Raw genomic sequence first — 20607 nt, 5'->3', positions numbered from 1 at the left:
CAGCCAGTGTTTTGTGTCAACTTGTATATCTTATGTAACGAAACGCAGATTTTGATTTTATTAAAGAGAGTGATTTATGCCGGAATTGCCAGAAGTAGAAGTGACCCGACTGGGGATTCATCCCTATATCGAGGGGCGCAGAGTCAGCGGGCTCATATTGCGCCGGGATGGATTGCGTTGGCCATTTCCAGTAAATTTGCCGCAGTTAATTGTGGGGCAAACAATATTATCGACTGGCCGAAGGGGTAAATATTTGCTATTGCATTTCGGGCATGGAAGTTTGCTTATTCATTTAGGTATGTCGGGGAATTTGAGGATCATGCCGCCAGAAACTCCAGCGCAAAAACATGATCACGTTGATATTGTGCTCGGTGAACAAATGCTCAGGTTGACTGATCCCCGTCGTTTTGGTGCAGTCTTGTGGCATGACAATACCAATGGTTCCTTGGAAGAACATTTGTTATTAAGAAAGCTAGGTGTTGAACCACTCAGCGATCAATTTACCAGCGACCTGATGTTTCAACAAACCAGACAACGCTCAGCAGCGATCAAACAAGTTTTACTGGCTGGAGATGTCGTAGTCGGGGTTGGAAATATCTACGCCTGTGAGAGCTTGTTTAGAGCAGGCATTAATCCTAAAACGGCGGCAAATCGCATTAGTCGCAAGCGTTATCAGGCATTAAGCGTCGTCATTCGGCAAATTCTGGCGGAAGCGATTAAGCAAGGTGGCAGCACCCTAAAGGATTTTGTAGGCGCAGATGGTAAAACAGGGTATTTTCAACAATCTTATTTTGTCTACGACAGAGCAGGGGAAGCTTGCCGAGTTTGTCAAGGGACAATTAGACACATAACACAGGGTCAACGGAGTAGCTTTTATTGTGTAAATTGTCAAAAATGAGCCAGAATGTCATATTGTTGTGTTTCTTGGTAAAAACAAACTCGAAACCTGACTGCGCGGTACAAGAATAATTTTGAGGATACTATGAGTAATTTGGTTCAGAATTTTGAGGAATACAGTGGTTGGCGCAAAGGCGTCGCCCAGGCAATAGAGCAGTATCGCGCCTGGATAGCTGGTTCTGATTTCGCTGACGGTATTCTTGACCAACGCATTATGCGTCTGAAAGAGCGGCTGATTGATGACAAGCTGACGATTGCCTTTGTCGCTGAATTTTCGCGTGGCAAATCAGAATTGATCAATGCGATTTTTTTTGCAGATTATGGACAAAGAATTTTGCCGTCGTCTGCAGGACGCACGACGATGTGTCCGACAGAGCTTCTGTATGACGAAGGAATGCCACCTTGCATCCGCCTGTTGCCAATTGAAACCCGCAGTGAAACTCTGAGCACGACAGAATACAAGGGTAATCAACATATTTGGACAGTCTTGCCGCTAGATACGAAATCCGGTGACGGCATGTTGGAAGCCTTTAAGCAAGTGAGTTTGACCAAAAAGGTGAGTAAAGAAATCGCTAAATCCTATGGTTTGTATGACGAATCGGATCCGGATGCGGCTTTAGAAGTTGATGAAAATGGTTTGGTAGAGATTTCGCAATGGCGCCATGCAATCGTAAACTTCCCACATCCCTTATTGAAGCAAGGTTTAATCATCGTCGATACGCCAGGTTTGAATGCGATTGGTACTGAACCTGAACTGACCTTAAATCTGATCCCGAATGCACACGCGGTGCTATTTATTTTGGCGGCTGATACTGGGGTGACTAAGAGTGATGTCGAAGTTTGGCGCGATCATATCGGCAGTGGTCCGGGTCGCATGGTGGTACTGAATAAAATTGACAGCATGTGGGATGAATTGCGTACGCCTGAAGAAATCGAAACGCAGATTCAAAATCAAATTACTTCCGTTGCGCACACCTTGAGCCTAGAAGAAAGACAAGTCTTCCCGATTTCTGCACAAAAAGGTTTGGTTGCAAAAATCAATAGAGATGCGCCATTGCTGGCAAAGAGCCGTTTGCCAAAATTGGAATATGCCTTATCAAATGAATTGATTCCCTCCAAAAAGAATATCATCCGTGCTCAACTGGCGAGTGATATTCAAGAAATCACTGACGGACAATACGCTGTGATTAATGCACGCGGGCGTGGTGTCAGCGAACAATTACATGAGTTGCAAAGCTTACGCGGCAAAAATCAAAATGTGATTGAACACATGATGAAGCGTGTCACCCTCGAGAAGCAAGAATTTGATGCCAGTCTGATGAAAATGCAGGGTACGCGTTCCGTTTTTACACGTTTGTCGACTGAGGTGTATACCACCTTGGGTATGGATATTTTGAAAGAGGAAATTAAGACTGCCCGCGAAGAAATGGAGTCGAGTAAATTTTCTTTAGGTTTGAAAGAAGCGATCAAAAATTTCTTCACGCAGGTTAAACAGAATTTGCAAGCATCCAATCGCAAGACTGATGAAATCTCCGAAATGATGGCGATCATGTATCGAAAATTTTCCACCGAGCATGGCTTGGCATTGACCGCGCCTATGCCATTTTCGTTGGACAAGTACATGCAAGAAATTAATGCGATTGAGTCGGTTTTTCATCGCCAGTTTAGTGCGATCACTTTACTGACAACAGAGAAAAAAGTTTTGATACAGAAATTTTTTGATTCGATTTCGGCGCGCGTTAAACAGAGTTTTTCACAAGCGAATCGTGATGTCGAAGCATGGCAAAAAGTAGTCATGGCACCGATTGAAGCACAGATACGCGAGCACAAAAATCAGTTAAAAAATCGTATGCAATCAATTCAGAGGATTCATGTGGCAACTGATAGTCTGGAAGAAAAAATTTCCAGCTTTGAAGCGATGATGACAGAAGTTGAAGCTCAGAAAAAATCTCTAGAAAATTTGCGCAATAATATACATAAGGCGCTAGCTGCTGATACCAGTGCCATTTGAGATTCTGCGTTAGCAAACCTGAACGCTGATAAAATTTTTTATCAGCGTTTTTCTATTTAAAAAGAAGAAAAGTGATGAAAAAATTTACTCCCGTGAGCCTGCTGCAAGCACTCCCAAAGACTTTGTTACATATGCTCTTAGCTTGTGGTTTGACAGCCACTGCATACGCACAAGATGCCTGGAAAAAAATTGATGCAGGCATCAATACAGAATTGCGCGGTTTGTCAGTTGTGAGCCGCAACGTGGCTTGGGCCAGCGGTGCTAAAGGTACAGTGATTCGTACTATAGACGGTGAAAATTGGGAAAACGTTTCTATTAGCACCAAATTGCCAGAAACTAGCGCTTTAGATTTTCGTGATATTCAAGGCTTTGATAAATTTACAGCGATTGCGATGAGCGCTGGCCCGGGTAAGGCATCGACGATCTACAAAACCACCGACGGCGGTGCTCATTGGGAATTAATGACGGTCAATGGTGAGGCCACTGGCTTTTGGGATGCGATTGATTTTTGGGATGCGCAAAATGGAGTGATTTTTGGTGATCCTGTGAATGGACAATTTCAAGTTTTGATCACGCACGATGGTGGTAAAACCTGGAAAAATTCTGCACAAGATTTAAGCCAATTAAGCGCTTTAGCGAATGAAGGTGCATTTGCTGCCAGCGGTACTTGCATTTCTGTGAGTGGCAAAAAGGATGTTTGGTTTGCCACAGGTGGTGCCGAAAAAACACGCGTATTTCATTCGGCAGATCGTGGCCTGACATGGAGTTTTGCGGAGACAGCGATTGCTGCTGGTGCGCCACCGAAAGGTCTGTTTTCTGTCGCCTTCTCGGATGCGCAATATGGCTTTGCCGTTGGCGGCGATTATCAAAAGGCGAAAGCTGAAGGCTTGAATGCGGTGGTCAGCCAAGATGGAGGGAAGAGTTGGGTCGCGGCATCTGCGCTGCCGGTAGGATTCTTGTCGGTGGTCATCGCCGTACCAGGCCAAGAAAAAACGTTTGTGGTGGGTGGTTTAGCTGGCTCTGGTGTGACGAAAGATGGCGGAAGATCGTGGGAAGTTTTAGGCGAAACCCCATTGAATGCGGTAGGTTTTGCGGATGCCCTGCATGGTTGGGCTGTCGGTCCGAAAGGCTTGGTTATGAAGTATGCAGGTAAACGTCTGGTCAGTAATCTGAACTCAGTGAAGTAAATGCACGAATTACATCAAACGCAGACTGCCTAAACTACATGAAGAAAAGTATAGAAGTACGGAATCAACGCAGTGCGGCGAGCGATTCGGTTTATTATGATCCAAGTTTCTCGGCAGACTTGATCGCCTGGCAGCAACAGCACGGACGTCATAGTTTGCCGTGGCAAAATACCAGTGATGCTTATAAAGTCTGGTTGTCAGAAATTATGTTGCAACAGACGCAAGTCACTGCGGTAATACCCTACTATCAGCGTTTCTTGCAAACATTCCCCACAGTGCAAAGCTTGGCAGCTGCACCAGTGGTAGAAGTGATGGCCTTGTGGGCGGGCTTGGGTTATTACACTCGCGCTCGAAATCTGCACCAGTGCGCAAAACAAGTTGTAGAGAAGTATCAAGGAATCTTTCCTAGCGATCCCAAATTGTTACAAGAATTGCCAGGCATAGGACGTTCAACCGCTGCGGCGGTGGCTGCATTTTCTTATGGTAGTGTCGCGGCGATTTTGGATGGCAACGTCAAGCGCGTATTCGCTCGGGTATTTGGCGTGGAAGGCTATCCCGGGGCGAAGGCGGTCGAAGACGATTTATGGTTGCGTGCACAGGCTTTGTTGCCCGATAGAGATATTGGGGCTTATACCCAAGGTTTGATGGATTTAGGCGCGACGCTTTGCACCCGTAGCAAACCAGATTGCCCGCGATGCCCATTTCAAAACCGATGCGTCGCCTCTGCGCAAGGACGCACCGCCGAGTTGCCGGTACGCAAACCAAAAACGCAGCAAAAGGAAAAACACGCGGTCATGCTTTTGCTTGAACATGCGGGTGAGGTCTTGTTAGAGCAAAGACCAATGACAGGTATTTGGGGTGGTTTGGTGTCCTTGCCAGAATTAGATGGTATGCGTGAGGGCAATCACTTGGGTGCTGAGATGCTTGATGCCTTAGTCGCTGAAGCTGGCAGCGCAGCGCCTGAACGAGCCGAAATGCTGAGTTTTGTGAATAATTTTGGTTCGTCGGTATCAGCTCGCTCTTTCGCCTCATTCGATCATGTATTTACCCACTTCAAGTTGCATGTGCATGTGATTCACTTCAGTTTTTCTCATCGGTACGCAATCTTGGGCGAAGAACGATTTGCGTGGACTCCTTTGACGCAGGTCGAACAACTAGCCCTGCCGGCACCCGTAAAGTCCTTATTGCTTTCACACTATCAGTCGATTATTTGATGCGTGTCGTTTGGTGCTGAAGCCGCATAAAAAACTGTCTCCATTTTCATCCTCCCTGATTCGTGTTTCATCACGAATCAGGGGATTTCATCACATCAGTGTTTACTTCAAACGACGATCAAGCGACACTTGCGGCATCGATTTTGTATTAATTTTTGATATAGAAAGAACCTAATGAAAGGAGTTCATTTTGATTGATTCTATGACTACCAGAACCGCGTTAGCCCGTTTGCTTGGGGTAAGCTTACTGAGCCTTCCGTTGTGGGCACAGGCACAGACCAAGCCTTGTCGTATCGATAGCTTTCCGCAGGAAGTCAAGTGCGGGCAAGTTCAGCGACCGCTTGATCCAACAAAGCCGAACGGTAAGAAGATCGACGTACATTACGTGGTATTGCCATCGCAAGACCGAAATAAATTACCTGATGCTGTGTTTCTGCTGGCGGGTGGTCCAGGGCAAAGTGCGGTCGCCGCTGCGAGCTTTGGTGAAACAGTTTTAGGAAAGCTCAATCGGCGCCGGGATCTGGTCTTTGTCGATCAGCGCGGCACGGGTAAAAGCGCACCTTTGCATTGCGCAGAATTGGAAGAGAGCAATAAGATTCTAGACAAAGAAGCGACCCTTAAATTAGTGCAAAGCTGTCAGCAGAATTTGCAGAAATTACCTTACGGCGATTTGCAATTTTTCAGCACGAGTATCGCTGTGCAGGATTTAGAGGCCGTTCGTCTGGCGCAAAACTATGGTCCGATTAATCTGGTTGGTGCCTCGTATGGTACCCGGGTTGGGTTGGAATTTTTGCGTCAATTTCCACAATCGGTGCGCCGCCTTGTGATTGATGGCGTGGTACCACCAGATTTAAGCTTACTCGCTTCGGATGCAAAACCCGCTCTAGAGGGAATTTTTGCGGATTGCCTTAAGAATACCCGCTGTAATACTGCGTATCCAGATTTGGCAGGAAGTTGGAAGCGCCTGTTAGGCAGTACGCCACGCCAGTTCACTTTTACACATCCTCGCCTCGGAAACAGTATGAGTGCGCAAATCGGACGTGATGATTTGATCAGTATGGTGTTTAAAGGCCTGTATGCACCGAGCACAACGGCGGTATTGCCGTATGCGATTACCCAGGCTGAGAAAGGTAAGCTCGATCCTTTGCTGACTATGAGCGGTAGCTTTAATCAAGCTGGTCCCGGTGGTTTGGTGATGGGGATGCATTACTCGGTTTGGTGTGGTGAAGCCTATGCTAATCCGCGTGCTGTTGCCGTTAAAGGGGATGAATTTACAGAAGTGATGGGCAGCATGTACGACAAAATTTGTGCGAACTGGCCACGCGCAGAAATCCCAAAAGAATTTTTTACGACACCAAATTCCAAGTCGCCGGTGCTCTTGTTAAGCGGTGGTATTGATCCAGTCACGCCTACCCGCAATGGCGACCAAATCGCCAAAGCCTTGGGAAGTAAAGCGCGTCATATTAGTATCGACAATGCCGGTCACGGCTTGTTGATGCAAGGTTGTGTACGTGAAGTGGTGGATAAATTCCTCGCTGCAAAAAACGATGAAGATGCTTTAAAAGTCGATGCAACTTGCGTTCGTCAGATTCCACGTCCTTTAGTTTGGTTACCTCCAGTTTTAGGTAGTGATAGCGCCGTTGCTGGCGAAGCAAAGAAAGCAGGAGAATAAGATGATTATTGTTGAAGATCTGCATAAAGAATTCGTCAAATTGGGCAAGCCAAAATTTGGAATTGGCAAACGTAGCAGCGAGAAAGTGAAAGCCGTAAACGGCGTCAGTTTTACGGCGCAAGACGGGGCGATTTTAGGATTGCTCGGAGCGAACGGCGCTGGGAAAACGACCAGCTTACGTATGGTTGCGTCCATGTTGAAAATGGATAGCGGCATGATTAAGATTGACGATGTGCAAGTGAAAGAAGGGCAGACCGCAGCGCAGGCCAGATTGGGTATTTTGTCCGATGCCCGCGGATTGTATCCACGCTTAACTGCCCGTGAAAATATTCAGTACTACGGCAAGTTACATGGCATGGATAAGGGCTTGATAGAGCAACGTACTGATCAATTAGCACATTGGTTAGAAATTCATAATTTACTTGATCGCCGCACCGAAGGATTTAGTCAGGGTGAGCGTATGAAAATTGCATTGGCACGTGCCTTGATTCACGATCCCAAAAATATTATTTTGGACGAACCGACCAATGGATTGGATGTGGTTGCGACGCGTGCGCTGCGTGAATTTTTGCGCTGGCTCAAAAGCGCAGAAGGCGGTGGAAAGTGCATCGTATTTTCTACCCATATCATGCAAGAGGTGGAACGCTTGTGCGATACCGTTGTGATTGTTGCGCAAGGTAAGACGGTTGCCAAAGGAACTGTCACTGAATTAATGCAGCAGGCACAAGAGCGCGACTTTGAAGATGCTTTTGTGAAGCTGGCATTTTTAGATCAAGGCACAACACGCAATGTGGAGCAAACACTGAATCAAGGGAGTCTCGCATGAGAGAAATATTTGCAATTTATTGGAAAGAAATCTCAGACGCGATGCGTGATCGCCGCACGTTGATGATGGTCTTAGCGAGTTCATTGTTGCTCGTGCCGATGTTGTTATTTGTGTTTTCAACTGTAATGTCGCAAGTGGAGTCACAGGCTGTTGATCGCAGTGTGATGGCAGTGAATATGAAAGATGCCCCGGGTCTGGAAAATTACATCCTGCGTCAGGGTTATCAAATCAAACAAGCACCGGCGGACTATGAAGAAAAATCTCGCAGCAAAGAACTGATTAAACCGGTTCTGTTGGTTCCTGCCCATTTTGAAGAGGATGTCGCTCAACTCAAACGGGTTGAATTAGAGATCGCCTATGATACATCCAACCGTCAGGCAGAAATGGGGCTCAACCCTTTACGTCGCCTGCTTAACGGTTATGTGCAAGAGCGTAGCGGTTTGAATTTGATGATGCGCGGTGTTTCTGCTGAAGTCTTGCAAGCTGTTGTTGTCAAAGAGCGTCATATCAGCCGGCCAGATGAGCGACGCGTGACGATTACTGGCATGCTGCCCATGGTCTTGATTATGGCCATCGTCATGGGCGGTATGTTTGCCGCGATTGATAGCACTGCCGGTGAACGTGAGCGTGGTTCACTTGAGCCATTAATGATGAACCCAGTATCGGGTTTGCAATTGGCAATTGGTAAAACGGCGGCAGTCGCGACGGTCAGTATCCTGATCGTAATATTGACCGTTAGTAGTTTCTTTCCCGCGCAATCGGTGATCGCAAATGAAGCACTACGAGCTGAATTTCAATTCGGCGTGAAAGATGCTTTAGCGTTCTTGCTAGTTCTTGTGCCACTAGCGGCGGCATTGTCTTCTTTGCAGGTGGCTTTGTCATTAACCTGCAAAACTTTTAAAGAAGCGAATGTCAGAAACCAGTTATTGAGTTTGACTGTTTCATTCTTGCCGCTGTTCTTTATCCTAAATCCGGGCAAAGAACCGGCTTGGTTAGGGTGGGTGCCTGTGATGGCGCAGACGCAGATGATGAATCAAGTGCTTAAAGGTGAATTAGTCGGTGCAAATTCGATCGGTATCGCCTTATTGGTTTCTTGTTTGATCGTGAGCGGTAGCTTGTTATTTGTGTCGCGTAAAATGCGGGATGTGGTAATGGAGTAAATGATCGCCAGTAATTTGATCTCATCTGACAGGTACTGGGGTAAGCCAGTACCTGTCAGATGGAGTTTTCAATATCCTGCATACATATTCCCCACTTCACTATTTCCTGAAAACGCATGTTTTCAATATGAAGTGGGCTCATTTTTAAGTCGGCATACAGCCGAATAGATTTTTAGTCTATCTAATCGGTTTAGAAATAGCCTAGATGACTGTTTCTTTCCCTTTTTTCACATTACTCTGGCGTGTCGTGTTTCTGCATCTGAATGACCAGATAATAAATACAGTTTTTCTCAATCGCTTATTGTCCGTATAAAATGTGCTTAACAAGCGCTTTATCCCTATATGGCAATCAATACTAAATCCAGCATCACGCCAGTTGCGAATTCCATAGTAAATTCATCAGCCAATTCAGTCGCCGGCTGCGCCTGTGCTAATAGCGTGCAGAACGCGTGAGAATTTCTATTTTTTTTCAGCCCTAGATGGGTAATGACGTGTTTTTGAAAGTGTGGCAATGACAGTTCCTCGTCTGACGAAAGAAATTCTTAAAATTGTAGGGTATCGAAACGTTCCCGGATATTTTCCGAAGATGCGGCAAGCCGCTATCGTCGTTAATATTGAGTTAAATACGAAAGCAACTGATTCTCAGATATCAAATGCAATGCACGCAGAGTTCCTGCAGTTAATTCCAAATTATCAGGAAAAATTCGACAAATTGTCGGTCCTTCAAGATATGCCTCTCCGACAATTATTTTCGGCTTGTATGGGAATGCTGATGATGGCAGGCTTTCCGGCGGTCGATGAAATTGTGATTGATGAACGCTCCAATCACGCTAGTTCAATAAAATCACTGATCATGCCAGCCTTGAGCATGGGCTATTCAGCGAATCATTTGGCCTTGAACTGGTTGGTAGCGCGCATGAATTTCTTGCAACTACACTTCAAATCTGAAGAGTTCGCAGAAAATCTGGCTCAACCATTAGTCAAAGAAAGTTTGCAAAAGGCCATACAACAAATGGCCGTATTTGCCCCCATAGGACAAAATTCTTTACGTTTTATTCAAGCGGCTCAGCAATTGGATATTCCGTACGTAAGAGTCAACGCGAATGTCTTTCAATTCGGATGGGGAAGATTCGCGCGTTGGTTAGATAGTTCATTTACCGACGAGACTCCTAATATTTCGACCCGTATCGCGCGCAATAAAGTAGCTACTTCGCGTCTGTTGCGAAATATGGGAATCCCTGTCTGTCAGCAGCTTATTGTTAAGAGTGCCGATGAAGCGGTGGAGCAAGCCGAAAAAATGCAGTTCCCTGTCGTTATCAAACCCTCAGATCAAGATGGCGGGCGCGGGGTCCATGTAGGCTTAAAAAATGCAGAAGAAGTTCGCTACGCTTTTGCAGAAGCCGCAAAATTATCTGGCACGATTTTGCTTGAGAAACAGTTCATTGGACGTGATTATCGGATTCAGGTTTACCAAGGAAAAGTTTACTGGGCTGTTCACAGGATACCTGGTGGGCTAACTGGCGACGGTGAACATACAATCACAGAATTGCTCGACATCCAAAATGCCGATCCACGGCGTGGCGAACCGGGCAGTAATGCCCTGTTAAAACGGATTTATATCAATCAGGAGGCACAATCGTTGTTGGTAGAGCAGGGCATGGAATTGAAATCCGTACCAGCCCTAGGTCAGTATGTACGATTGCGTCAGGCCGCCAACGTCGCATCGGGTGGAAGTATCGTGCCTGTGTTGGACATTGTACATCCAGATAACCTGCGGCTGGCTGAACGTGCTGCACGAATAATGCGCCTTGATCTTGCGGGAATTGATTTGTTGATCCCAGACATACAACGCTCTTGGCTCGAAACAGGTGCCGCGATCTGTGAAGTCAATGCCCAGCCTCAAATGTCACCGCACCTTCCACTTGAAATATTGGGGAAATTGGTGCACAAGAAAGGCTTGATACCGATTATCGTTGTGTTGGGTGATATTGCCGACCCGAATTGGTCTCAACACTTGCAGGAGCAAGTTAACACTTTTTTCCCGACGCAAAGTTTGAAAATTGGAACAGTCGATCCGAATGCTTGTCGGATCGCAGGCGAAATCATTATGGCGAAACCGATAGATCCGTATACCGGCAGCCTCGCTTTGTTAGCTGATCCTGATGTTGCTGCCGTAGTGTTAAATTTCGCCGATAGTCAGTTTTTAAGTTCTGGATTAGCCGTTGATAGAATTGCCAATCTTGTTTTGTACCAGGATCATCAGCGTAAAAATAACGCGGATCTCAATGAATGGCTTTTTTGCACACAATTTTTAATCAAAATGCGCGTGGATAAAGTCAGTATTGCACGTCAACTGCAGCAACTGACAGCGCCTATCAAAATGCCAGAGGGCACGATTAAGGACTATTTTGAAGGTGATCTTGTGTTCCAATTGTCGCAAGAGTTAAACAAACATTTTCAGCGTGTGGAAATCTAAGGATGCTATCGAAATATTTTGGTACGATAGAATGGTAGGTACTCAAGAAGAATGATGGCCGATCGTAATTCTTAAAGATTAGGTGACGTTAAGTTACATTCCGAATTTATCGGTTATTAGAAAAAAGGGAAAATAGTTCAAAGATGAAATATCGACTAGATGACGCTGCAGTTGAACAAATGTCTTCGCACTATCTGAATGAAGGGCGTCAACAAGAACAATGGCAATTAAGTGAGATAGAAATTGATGATGACCGTTTGCAGGCGGTAGTAGGTATGCGATCTATCTACACTTCTGAAACAGATGTTGGTGGATTTCATTTAAGCATTTTCTCGACGCTGGAATTTCTGTCGCAATTAATGATCATTTATGGGCATGTTTGGTCTGGTCAGAATAAAAAAACGAAAGAAGCGTGGATGGTCGAGAGTCACACAAAGACAATTCGTGCGATTCGTAGTGCGCAGGGAATTCGCGTTGACATGAAAGTCAAAACTATGCGTCGCCGAAATGAGAGTTGTTATTGCGTCGCTGATTTCACCATCACTGATGCGCTTGATGGCTTGTTTGAAGTGCGCCTAAAAGGTTTTTTGGTTTAGGTCTGTGATTCTGGGTTCAGAACGACAATTTTATTGATTGAATGAATAATGACAGTGAACATACGGCAAGAGGATTTTTTTCAAAATCCATATCCTTATTATGCGGAAATTCGCCGTACTGGACAGCCGCTATGGCTACCGCATGAACAAGATAGCACTAGTCAAGGTGTGTGGTTATTTGCGAATTACGCAGACGCTTTGACGATTTTTAAAAATAATCATTCGATTTCAAAAAATATACGTACTGTACGCCCGCGTGCAATACAGCATCCGTTTGACTTACACCTCTTACACCGAGATGATGCTGATCATTTGCGATTGCGACGTCTGATCGCAGAATTCTTTTCACTGAAAGCGATTGCGCAGCTTGAACCCATCATCCAGCAACAAACAGATTACTTGATCGATGCTTTGACTGATAGGTTGCCCGATCGACAGTCATTTGATTTCATCGCAGAATTTTGTGAGCCCTTACCAGTGTTTGTGATTGCCAGTATGTTTGGCGTTCCTCAGCACGATATGCAAAAAATACGTCGCTGGTCTTTGATTCTCGGAGATAGTTTTGACTCTCTGCTGGTAAAACATGCGAATTTGGATGAACGCAGATTGGCTCTGAATGAATTCATTTCGTATGTTCAACATTTGATTCAAACGAAGCGAGACCAACCTGACGATAGTATGTTGTCGTATTTGTTGGAGCGCGAGGGGCAGCAATTAATTTCAAGTGAAGAGTTAATTGGGATGTCACTGTTCATCTTATTTGCAGGACATGAAACCACGATTAGTTTGTTGAGTAGTGGAACTAGTTTGCTGTTAAGTCATCCGGCACAGTGGGCCTTGCTGCAAGCAGAACCAGATTTACTGTCTGGCGCCATCGAAGAGGTGTTGCGTTTTGAAAGCCCTGAGCAACGAACTTCATTTCGCCTCACCATTGAGGATACTGAAATTTCAGGCTTTACGATACCAGCCGGTCAGCAGATCGGTGTTTTTATCGGCTCGGCAAATCGGGACTCTAGTGCCTTTGAACGTGCTGATGAATTTGACATCCGGCGACAACACAATCCTCATCTTGCTTTTGGAATTGGCATTCATCATTGTTTAGGTAAGACACTCTCTCGTGTAGAAGCGAAAATAGCGTTTGCCACTCTACTTAGTCGTTGCCCAGGACTATGCCTTGAGGAGTCAACGTTAACTTGGCGAAAAAATTCTTTCTTTCGCAGTTTGGAAACGCTGACTGTGAGTGTCGCATGAGTGCTCTTGAATACATCGAATTTTCGTATGCGTGAAATATGTCTAGTTGAGATTTCCACTAATGGCGCCTACAGCGCAGTTTATGTGGAACTAATAGGTGCATTGTCGACGGCGCTGAACCAACTTGGGGTCAAAGTACATTTTGCGCTCGATAGAATTCGGCCTGATATGCCGTGTTTGGTTTTTGCATGGTATCGGCAGTTTATTGATGAGCAACGGCCAGTATCAAAGCTTCCCTCAAATTGTGTGATTGTAAATTTAGCGCCCTTGTCGGGCGTTGAAAAAGCACCTTGGCTAGCACGTTATATCAAGTGTTTGTGTGATACGCCAGTGCTGGATTATTCCCATTACAACGTGGATATTCTCACGCAAATCGGAAATAAACAGACTTCGCTGTTCAGGTTTGGTTATCTGCCTTTGAGCGCATTTCGATTTCCTGAAAAAAGTTCTCACTACGTATTTTATGGAAAAGTTAACGAGCATCGTTTGCCAACACTTAAATACCTGAGGGAAGACTTGAAAATGCCATTGCGCATTCTGAATAATTCTTGGGGACATGAACGGGACATACGTATTGCGACCGCAAAGGCGACAATTAATATTGGAAAGTTCGATGCTAGTGTGCTCGAAGTCTACCGTATCTGGCATTCGTTGTGCCTTGGGACTCCGGTGATTTCAGAGCGTGGGGGCGATGAAAAATTGGTTCAGGATTGGCAGCAATACGTTCAGTTTGTCGACGGCAAAGAGGATTGGATGAAAATAGAAGTCGACCAGACCGCGCCTGCTCGTTATGCTCAACAGACCTCATTTATCACTGAAACTCAGCAACTACTGGACTGGCTCATTCAGTTAAAATAGTACAAAAGATCAATGTGTCTGGCGATGGCGAATCAACACGCGTTCTCTTTGCTGAAAATGTTTTGCGAGTTTTTCTACCATGTAGACAGAGCGATGTTGTCCGCCAGTGCATCCGATTCCTATCGTCAGGTAACTACGACTGTCGCGCTTAAATGCAGGTAGCCATTTGTCTACAAAATTGCGAATGTCGGAATAGAGGTCCTGCGCCATAGCCTGCGCCTCGAGGAAATCCACCACAGCTTGATCACGTCCAGTCAATGGCCGCAGTGCATGGTCATAATGAGGGTTCGGCAGAATCCGGACATCGAATACGAAATCTACATCGAGCGGTACGCCCACTTTAAATGCAAAAGATTCGAACATCAAAATCAGCGAAGCATGCTCAACTCCGATCTCATCCTTGATCCAATTGCGTAAGTGATTTGCACTTAAATTGGAAGTATCGATCACGTGCCCGAGAAATTGTAGCGGTGACAGTAATGTACGCTCAGCATCGATGCATTCTGTCAGGCTAAGCGGTGTACAAGATAGTCGTTGTTGCTGTAATAGATGTGAAAGGGGATGGCTGCGACGCGTCTCGGAAAACCGCGCAATCAAGGTTTCAGAACTCGCAGTCAAAAACAGAATTTTAACTTCGTGCCCCAATTGCCGTAAGCTTTCTACGGTTTCTCCAACACTTTGCAGTTGATGCGCGCTGCGCGAGTCGATCGCCATGGCAGCAGTTTTGACGCCTTCGGATTCCAGAGTCTTCACCAATTCAATTAATAGACTTGGTGGTAAATTATCGACGCAATAGTAACCCGCATCTTCTACGACATTCAATGCAACCGATTTGCCTGAGCCTGAAATTCCTGAGATTAATAATATCCGCATGATCCTTTATCCTAGCGTTTCATCCATCGCCCGACGTTGGCGTTCCATGAATTCTTCTAAGGTATTGATGCCACGCAGTTGTAAGATGGTATTGCGCACAGCGGCTTCTAATAAAACCGCAATATTGCGACCCGCAGCCACGGGAATAACGACTTTTTTAATTTGTAATCCTAAGACATCTTCCGATTGCGAATCGATAGGTAAACGCTCATAATTTTCTTCTAGAGTGCTGCGCTTGACCAGATGCACTATTAACTTTAAACGCATCTTGCGGCGTACGGACGTTTCACCAAAAATAGCTTTAATATCGAGCAAGCCCAACCCGCGAACTTCCAATAAATTTTGCAAGATAGGCGGACAACGGCCTTCTATCATATTCGGCGCAATGCGCGAAAATTCGACCGCGTCATCGGCCACCAAGCCGTGACTCCGTGAAATTAATTCCAGACCGAGCTCACTCTTGCCTAAACCAGATTCGCCAGTAATTAGCACGCCCACTCCCAGCACGTCCATAAATACGCCGTGCATCGTGACTTGCGGCGCAAGTTTTTTTGATAAATAGACGCGCAGATAATCGATGACCTGTGCAGCGGGTAAGGTGGTAGAAAAAAGGGGAATATTATTATCGTCGCACACACTTAAGAACGTTTGTGGTGACTCTAAACCCTGTGCAACGATCAGCGCAGGAGGTTGACCTGCTACCAATTCTTTAATCAGATTCGCGCGTGAACCGGGCGATAAACGATGGAAGTAATTAATTTCCTGATGCCCTAGGACTTGTATCCGGCCAGGGTGAATTAAGTTTAGGTGACCGACTTGATCAGAAGAGGCAGTAGCATCGTCAGTAATTTGTTTGTCACCACCAGAAAAGCCCGCAAACCAACCCAATTGCAAGGTGTCGCGATTGTCATCAAAAATCTTTTGTATAGTTAATTCTGTCGTCAGTGGCATGATGCTGATCCTGCATTGAGGAAGATGAGAATACGGTGCTGCATGTGACATAGACCTTCACATGAAGGTGATATTTGCAGAGTGCAATCTAGCGACGACTGCACCTTGCTTACATACTCTTGGGTTCCCAGGTGATGAGTTGTTTGTATACCAAACTTGCATCTTGTTGGGTTTGTAAAGCAGCCCGAAATTCATCATCTGACAGCATTTCAGCGATCTCTGACAAAATTTCAAGATGTTGTTGTGTGACGTTGTCTGGCATGAGGAGAAATATCAGCAGATTGACAGCTTGTCCATCGGGAGACTCAAATGGAATCGCTTCGTGCAAGCGTACAAAGGCAGCGATTGGATTTTTTAATCCTTTGATCCGACCATGAGGAACGGCAACCCCGTGTCCTAAACCTGTAGAGCCTAAACGCTCACGGGCAAATAGATTTTCAGAAACCGTGGAGCGGGCAATGCTGCAATTGTTCTCAAACAATAAACCTGCCTGCTCGAAAGCCCGCTTTTTACTCGATACATCTAAATCTAATAAGACATTCTCTAGGGACAGAATTTTTGCGATATTGGTCATATATAGCGGAATGTGAGGCCTGTGCGCGTGAACTAAATTTCTACAGTGGTGAACAACGCATGCGCTTGTACTTTGGTTATTCAGAACAAACTTGTCATCATACTGATCATCTTAGAGCGCGATTATAGGCTTCTTTTGCAGGTGTAGCTAATTTCGGCGATCAATTTATCTTGCTTTCTAAGGTATGGCGGTTGAGTAGTTGTGAAAAGTCCTCAACTGAAATTGGTCTACTGAAATAAAAGCCTTGAATCTCATCACAACCTGCATCTTTTAAGAAGTCTTGTTGTGCCAAATTTTCTACACCCTCTGCCGTGACGCTCATGCCTAATGCGCTGGACATCGCAATAATGGCTTTGGTCAATACGACAGAATCTTGGTTTTCTGGAATTTCATGAATGAAGGAGCGATCAATCTTCAGATTGTCGATAGGGAAGCGTTGTAAATACGATAAAGATGAAAATCCAGTACCAAAATCATCCAAAGAAATGCTGATTCCCAAGGTTTTGATGGCATCAAATACCAAACTCAAATGCTCTGCTTCAACCATTAAAAGGCCTTCGGTTATTTCTAATTGCAATGCATGTGCTGGCAAGCCGGATGCTAGTAGGACTTCTAAAATGAATTGTGGAAGCTTGGGGTCTTGGAACTGCTTAGGTGAAATATTGACGCTGATCTTGAAATCAATATCGAATTGCTGGCGCCATTTTTGTGCCTGTTCACATGCCTTCGATAAAACCCAGCGCCCCATAGGTACGATTAGTCCAATTTCTTCTGAGAAAGGGACGAATTCATTCGGTTCAATGACACCTATTTCTGGCATTTGCCAACGAATCAACGCCTCCGCGCCAACAATTTTTCCATCGTTCAAACTGACTTTTGGCTGGTAATACAAGATGAATTCATCATCGACTAGCGCACGTCGTAGATTCCTTTCCAACGTGTAGCGATGTTGCGCACGTATCATCAAATCAGAAGTGAAGAACTGATAATTATTACGTCCCAATTCTTTTGCGAGATACATGGCCGAGTCTGCACATCGAAGCAGCGTCGGGCCATCGGTACCATCGTGCGGAAATACACTGATACCTATCGATGTACCAAGATGATATTGATGCTGGTCAATTACAAATGGCTCACGCATTTTGGTCAGAATGCGATCTGCAAGCTCTTTTAGATGTTGCGCAGTATCGAATTCCTCCACCACAATCACAAATTCGTCGCCACCGAGCCGCGCTAACATGTCGGTGGCACGAATACACGAGCTTAGACGCCTAGCAACATCGCATAGCAAACCATCCCCAGCAGCGTGTCCCGCAGTGTCATTCACGTTTTTAAAGTGATCCAGATCCAGAAAAATGACAGCGACTTTTTGTTCGTAAGCATGTGCTAATGCTGTTGCCAGACGCTGTTGCAATTGATGGCGATTTGGCAGACCAGTCAAGGCATCGTGCGTCGCTATGTATTGTAATTGCCGTTCAGTTTCACGGACCTCGGTCGTATCAGTGAAGGATATTAAGACCGCCTCGGTTTTATTACTGCTGCGTGAATGATGAATCGGCTGTACGTTAACTAACAACCAGACAATCGCGTTGTCATGCAATTGCATACCGATCGACAGATTGGCGATGGCTTCGCCAGTACGCAAGACGATAGATGCAGGATCATCGCCGATTTGAATTTCGCTACTGTCTTCCCTGAAGATACGTTTGAAATATCGATGACGTCGTCCTGTCGCATCAATATCTTGTATCTTTAAGATGCGTTTTGCACTGGGATTGCACGTAAGAATCTTGCCACCCGGAGCAATCACCATGATACCTTCAGTCAGATTATTTACCACCGAGCGATAGCGGTCTTCGCTCGTGGCCAGACTGTGTTCCATGTTTTTCTTGTCAATCGCGAGTGCAATTACATGCATCGCATCCATAATCAAAGTTTGTTCATCATCGCTGGGATGTCGTTGATTAGGGTGATAAATATCGACCGTACCGAGTAGTGTATTAAAGGCCGTTTTAATTGGTACTGACCAGCACGAATGCATGCCGTAGCGCACTGGTATTTCGCGATGCCATTGCCATAATTCGCTTTGTGCAATATGGTCGGTAATCTTGATTTTTGCAGATTGGACGGCGACGCCACAGGTCCATTGCCCTAGTCCAATTTCCACATGATCCATTTCATTGAGGAAATCCGGATCCATGCCAGGTGCTGCAGCCAACTTTAGTTTTTGTGTTTCTTGATCGAACAACATAATGGCACAAACAGACCCATTATCGAGTAAGCGCTCCATGCGATCGCAAACGTCTTGCAAAATCTGGGTTAAAGGATTGTCCAGTGCAATCATCTCCAGAATTTCTTTTTCATGATGCAGAGCTTCGTGGCTTAAACTATTTTTAGGCAAGCCAGTCACATTAGTATTCACATGAAATGATTTCGCAATTGGTTGTGACTGAAGATTGCGCAACCGCAATACGTAAGCGGTTTGTCGTTGAATTGGAAAAGTATGTAATCGGACTTCTACATCAAGTAATTGTCCCAAGCGAGTTTTGAGTTGGCAAAATTCAGCGATAGCATTTGGCAATAGACTGCTACCAGCCTGCAAGTGTGTTTTAACTTGATTAGGATGAGAAAATTCTAAAAATGCATTCCAGCGCAAACCAGAAATTTCATTCAGATTTTTTGCACACAATAGTTGTATTGCTAAAGAATTTGCATGAACAATGGTCCCGTCAATTAATGCGATGACGGCATCTTGTGGATGTTGTTGTAGAAGCGCTTGCCAATTAACGGGATACATAAGACCAATAACAATCGAAGAAAATCAAAATAGCCAAGCGACGAAAAATCACGAGCAAGCTAACTAAATAAACAAATAAATGTACTCTATGCTAACACACCGAGCAAGTCTGCAAGGCCTTCTGTTGATGAGTTTAGCTTGATTTCTATCGTGGAGTTTCATTGTGGAAAGTACCTGAGCTTTTACTTTGATCTTGCACAGCAATAATGACTGTTGGAACAAATAGTCTTATTCAATGTTATTGCCGTGCGCTACGCAAATTCGAAGGCATTTTTCCTACGGAAAAATTACTACGCCAAGGATTAATATCTAAACCACCGCGACGTGTATAGCGCGCATACACAGAAAGTTTTTGCGGTTTGCAATATTGCATGACGTCGCAAAAAATTCGTTCCACACATTGTTCGTGAAATTCATTATGATTTCTAAAGCCAATGAGGTAGCGTAGCAACGCTTCTTGATCAATCGGTGCACCGACGTAAGAAATTTGCACGCTGGCCCAATCAGGTTGACCTGTGACCAGGCAATTTGATTTGAGTAAGTGCGATACTAATGTTTCTTCAATTGCTGGTTGGCTGTGATCAGCCTGTAGAATTTCTGGAATCGGGGCGTATTGATCGACTTCGATATCGAGCCTGTCTAGCAACATGCCTTCTAGCTCTTGAAATGCCGCTTTGCCGAATTGTTCTTGAAGCGTAATTGTGACCTGTACCGGCGCGCCGAAACCGTTTGATAAATCGGTTTGCAACAAACTCAGAAAGGCCTCAGATCCAGCCAGCTTGGTTTGATTGAATGAATTCAAATACAGTTTGAAAGATTTTGATTCGACGATATTCGGCGAATCCGCGGGTGCGAAAACACTGACGATCGCAACTTGCGGCTTACCACGCATATTTAGCCATGAAACTTCATACGCGTTCCAAAAATCCATCCCGAAAAAGGGTAAATTAATCGCTTTGCCTTCAACAATCTTGAAACCAATTTCAGCGCGTTTTTCAGCACGCGGAATCGGAAAAATTAAACTAGGATCATACTGTGTTTGATATGCCGACGTTTTACCTAGTTGCGATTGTTCAGGTGTATTGCTGGAGGTGCTCATGGTGTGTTTTGTTTCAATTAAAAATGTAAGCTGGAGGATGAACGTTCAGCCATCAAGTTAGCGGATTTATGTAGGGCGGGTGTAACCCGCGCCGCCAGATCTTCTAGCACCTGAGCTGCGCGGGTTTCACCCGCCCTACATTTCTGATGTGTCATATCCAACATC

At 45.1% G+C, this 20607-nt stretch carries 18 protein-coding genes; 11 read left to right on the top strand and 7 right to left on the bottom strand.

The window, feature by feature from the left end; all coding sequences use genetic code 11:
- The first annotated feature begins 76 nt into the window (after positions 1-76).
- The 7 genes from mutM (at position 77) to ACO0KW_RS07060 (ending at position 8967) form a co-directional block, all read left to right on the top strand.
- Positions 77-898: a bifunctional DNA-formamidopyrimidine glycosylase/DNA-(apurinic or apyrimidinic site) lyase gene (mutM, locus tag ACO0KW_RS07090; protein WP_423052088.1), complete on the top strand. Its 822-nt coding sequence runs from the start codon at positions 77-79 to the stop codon at positions 896-898.
- An 84-nt stretch (positions 899-982) separates the two neighbouring features.
- Complete coding sequence (locus ACO0KW_RS07085; RefSeq protein WP_423052086.1) at positions 983-2908, top strand: dynamin family protein; 1926 nt, start codon at positions 983-985, stop codon at positions 2906-2908.
- Positions 2909-2982: 74 nt separating this feature from the next.
- Positions 2983-4095 carry a WD40/YVTN/BNR-like repeat-containing protein gene (locus ACO0KW_RS07080; RefSeq protein WP_423052084.1) on the top strand — a complete coding sequence of 371 codons (1113 nt, stop codon included), beginning with the start codon at positions 2983-2985 and terminating at the stop codon, positions 4093-4095.
- Between the two features lie 38 nt (positions 4096-4133).
- Positions 4134-5309 (top strand): A/G-specific adenine glycosylase, encoded by a 1176-nt coding sequence (gene mutY / locus ACO0KW_RS07075; RefSeq protein ID WP_423052082.1) that lies wholly within the window; start codon positions 4134-4136, stop codon positions 5307-5309.
- 202 nt (positions 5310-5511) lie between these two features.
- Complete coding sequence (locus tag ACO0KW_RS07070) at positions 5512-6981, top strand: alpha/beta hydrolase (RefSeq protein ID WP_423052080.1); 1470 nt, start codon at positions 5512-5514, stop codon at positions 6979-6981.
- Position 6982: 1 nt separating this feature from the next.
- Positions 6983-7807, top strand: a complete 825-nt coding sequence (locus tag ACO0KW_RS07065; RefSeq protein WP_423052078.1) for an ATP-binding cassette domain-containing protein — start codon at positions 6983-6985, stop codon at positions 7805-7807.
- Positions 7804-8967, top strand: coding sequence for an ABC transporter permease (locus tag ACO0KW_RS07060; protein WP_423052076.1), 1164 nt, complete (start codon positions 7804-7806; stop codon positions 8965-8967). The genes ACO0KW_RS07065 and ACO0KW_RS07060 overlap by 4 nt, the downstream gene beginning before the upstream one ends.
- Positions 8968-9305: 338 nt before the next feature.
- On the opposite strand, the gene ACO0KW_RS07055 is transcribed toward ACO0KW_RS07060, so the two are convergent.
- Positions 9306-9479, bottom strand: coding sequence for a hypothetical protein (locus ACO0KW_RS07055; RefSeq protein ID WP_423052074.1), 174 nt, complete (start codon positions 9477-9479; stop codon positions 9306-9308).
- Here ACO0KW_RS07055 and ACO0KW_RS07050 point away from each other — a divergent pair.
- From ACO0KW_RS07050 to ACO0KW_RS07035, 4 genes are all read left to right on the top strand, one after another.
- Complete coding sequence (locus tag ACO0KW_RS07050; protein ID WP_423052072.1) at positions 9479-11443, top strand: acetate--CoA ligase family protein; 1965 nt, start codon at positions 9479-9481, stop codon at positions 11441-11443. The two genes, ACO0KW_RS07055 and ACO0KW_RS07050, sit on opposite strands and share 1 nt — an antisense overlap.
- 143 nt (positions 11444-11586) lie before the next feature.
- Positions 11587-12039, top strand: a complete 453-nt coding sequence (locus ACO0KW_RS07045) for a hypothetical protein (protein ID WP_423052070.1) — start codon at positions 11587-11589, stop codon at positions 12037-12039.
- Positions 12040-12087: 48 nt separating this feature from the next.
- Entirely contained in the window at positions 12088-13290 is a 1203-nt protein-coding gene (locus ACO0KW_RS07040; protein WP_423052068.1) for a cytochrome P450, read from the top strand.
- 6 nt (positions 13291-13296) lie between these two features.
- On the top strand, positions 13297-14148 hold the full coding sequence (locus ACO0KW_RS07035) for a hypothetical protein (RefSeq protein WP_423052067.1): 852 nt from the start codon (positions 13297-13299) through the stop codon (positions 14146-14148).
- A 9-nt stretch (positions 14149-14157) separates the two neighbouring features.
- Here ACO0KW_RS07035 and rapZ read toward each other — a convergent pair whose 3' ends face one another.
- The 6 genes from rapZ to ACO0KW_RS07005 all read right to left on the bottom strand — a co-directional run bounded on the left by rapZ (position 14158) and on the right by ACO0KW_RS07005 (position 20597).
- Positions 14158-15021 (bottom strand): RNase adapter RapZ, encoded by an 864-nt coding sequence (gene rapZ, locus ACO0KW_RS07030; protein ID WP_423052065.1) that lies wholly within the window; start codon positions 15019-15021, stop codon positions 14158-14160.
- Between the two features lie 6 nt (positions 15022-15027).
- A complete protein-coding gene (gene hprK / locus ACO0KW_RS07025) occupies positions 15028-15972 on the bottom strand; it encodes an HPr(Ser) kinase/phosphatase (protein WP_186941900.1) in 945 nt (314 codons plus the stop codon).
- Between the two features lie 109 nt (positions 15973-16081).
- The gene (locus ACO0KW_RS07020; protein ID WP_423052062.1) at positions 16082-16546 is read right to left on the bottom strand and encodes a PTS sugar transporter subunit IIA; all 465 of its coding nucleotides are present in this window, start codon (positions 16544-16546) and stop codon (positions 16082-16084) included.
- A gap of 160 nt (positions 16547-16706) precedes the next feature.
- Positions 16707-19343 carry a sensor domain-containing phosphodiesterase gene (locus tag ACO0KW_RS07015; RefSeq protein WP_423052060.1) on the bottom strand — a complete coding sequence of 879 codons (2637 nt, stop codon included), beginning with the start codon at positions 19341-19343 and terminating at the stop codon, positions 16707-16709.
- A gap of 238 nt (positions 19344-19581) precedes the next feature.
- The gene (gene queF, locus ACO0KW_RS07010; protein ID WP_423052058.1) at positions 19582-20442 is read right to left on the bottom strand and encodes an NADPH-dependent 7-cyano-7-deazaguanine reductase QueF; all 861 of its coding nucleotides are present in this window, start codon (positions 20440-20442) and stop codon (positions 19582-19584) included.
- A 17-nt stretch (positions 20443-20459) separates the two neighbouring features.
- Positions 20460-20597, bottom strand: a complete 138-nt coding sequence (locus tag ACO0KW_RS07005; RefSeq protein ID WP_423052056.1) for a hypothetical protein — start codon at positions 20595-20597, stop codon at positions 20460-20462.
- Positions 20598-20607: the final 10 nt, after the last annotated feature.

Source organism: Undibacterium sp. Ji22W (assembly GCF_049340305.1).
GTDB lineage: Bacteria > Pseudomonadota > Gammaproteobacteria > Burkholderiales > Burkholderiaceae_D > Undibacterium.
The sequence above is the reverse complement of the archived record's forward strand: the minus strand, read 5'-3'. Positions and strand labels throughout refer to the sequence as shown.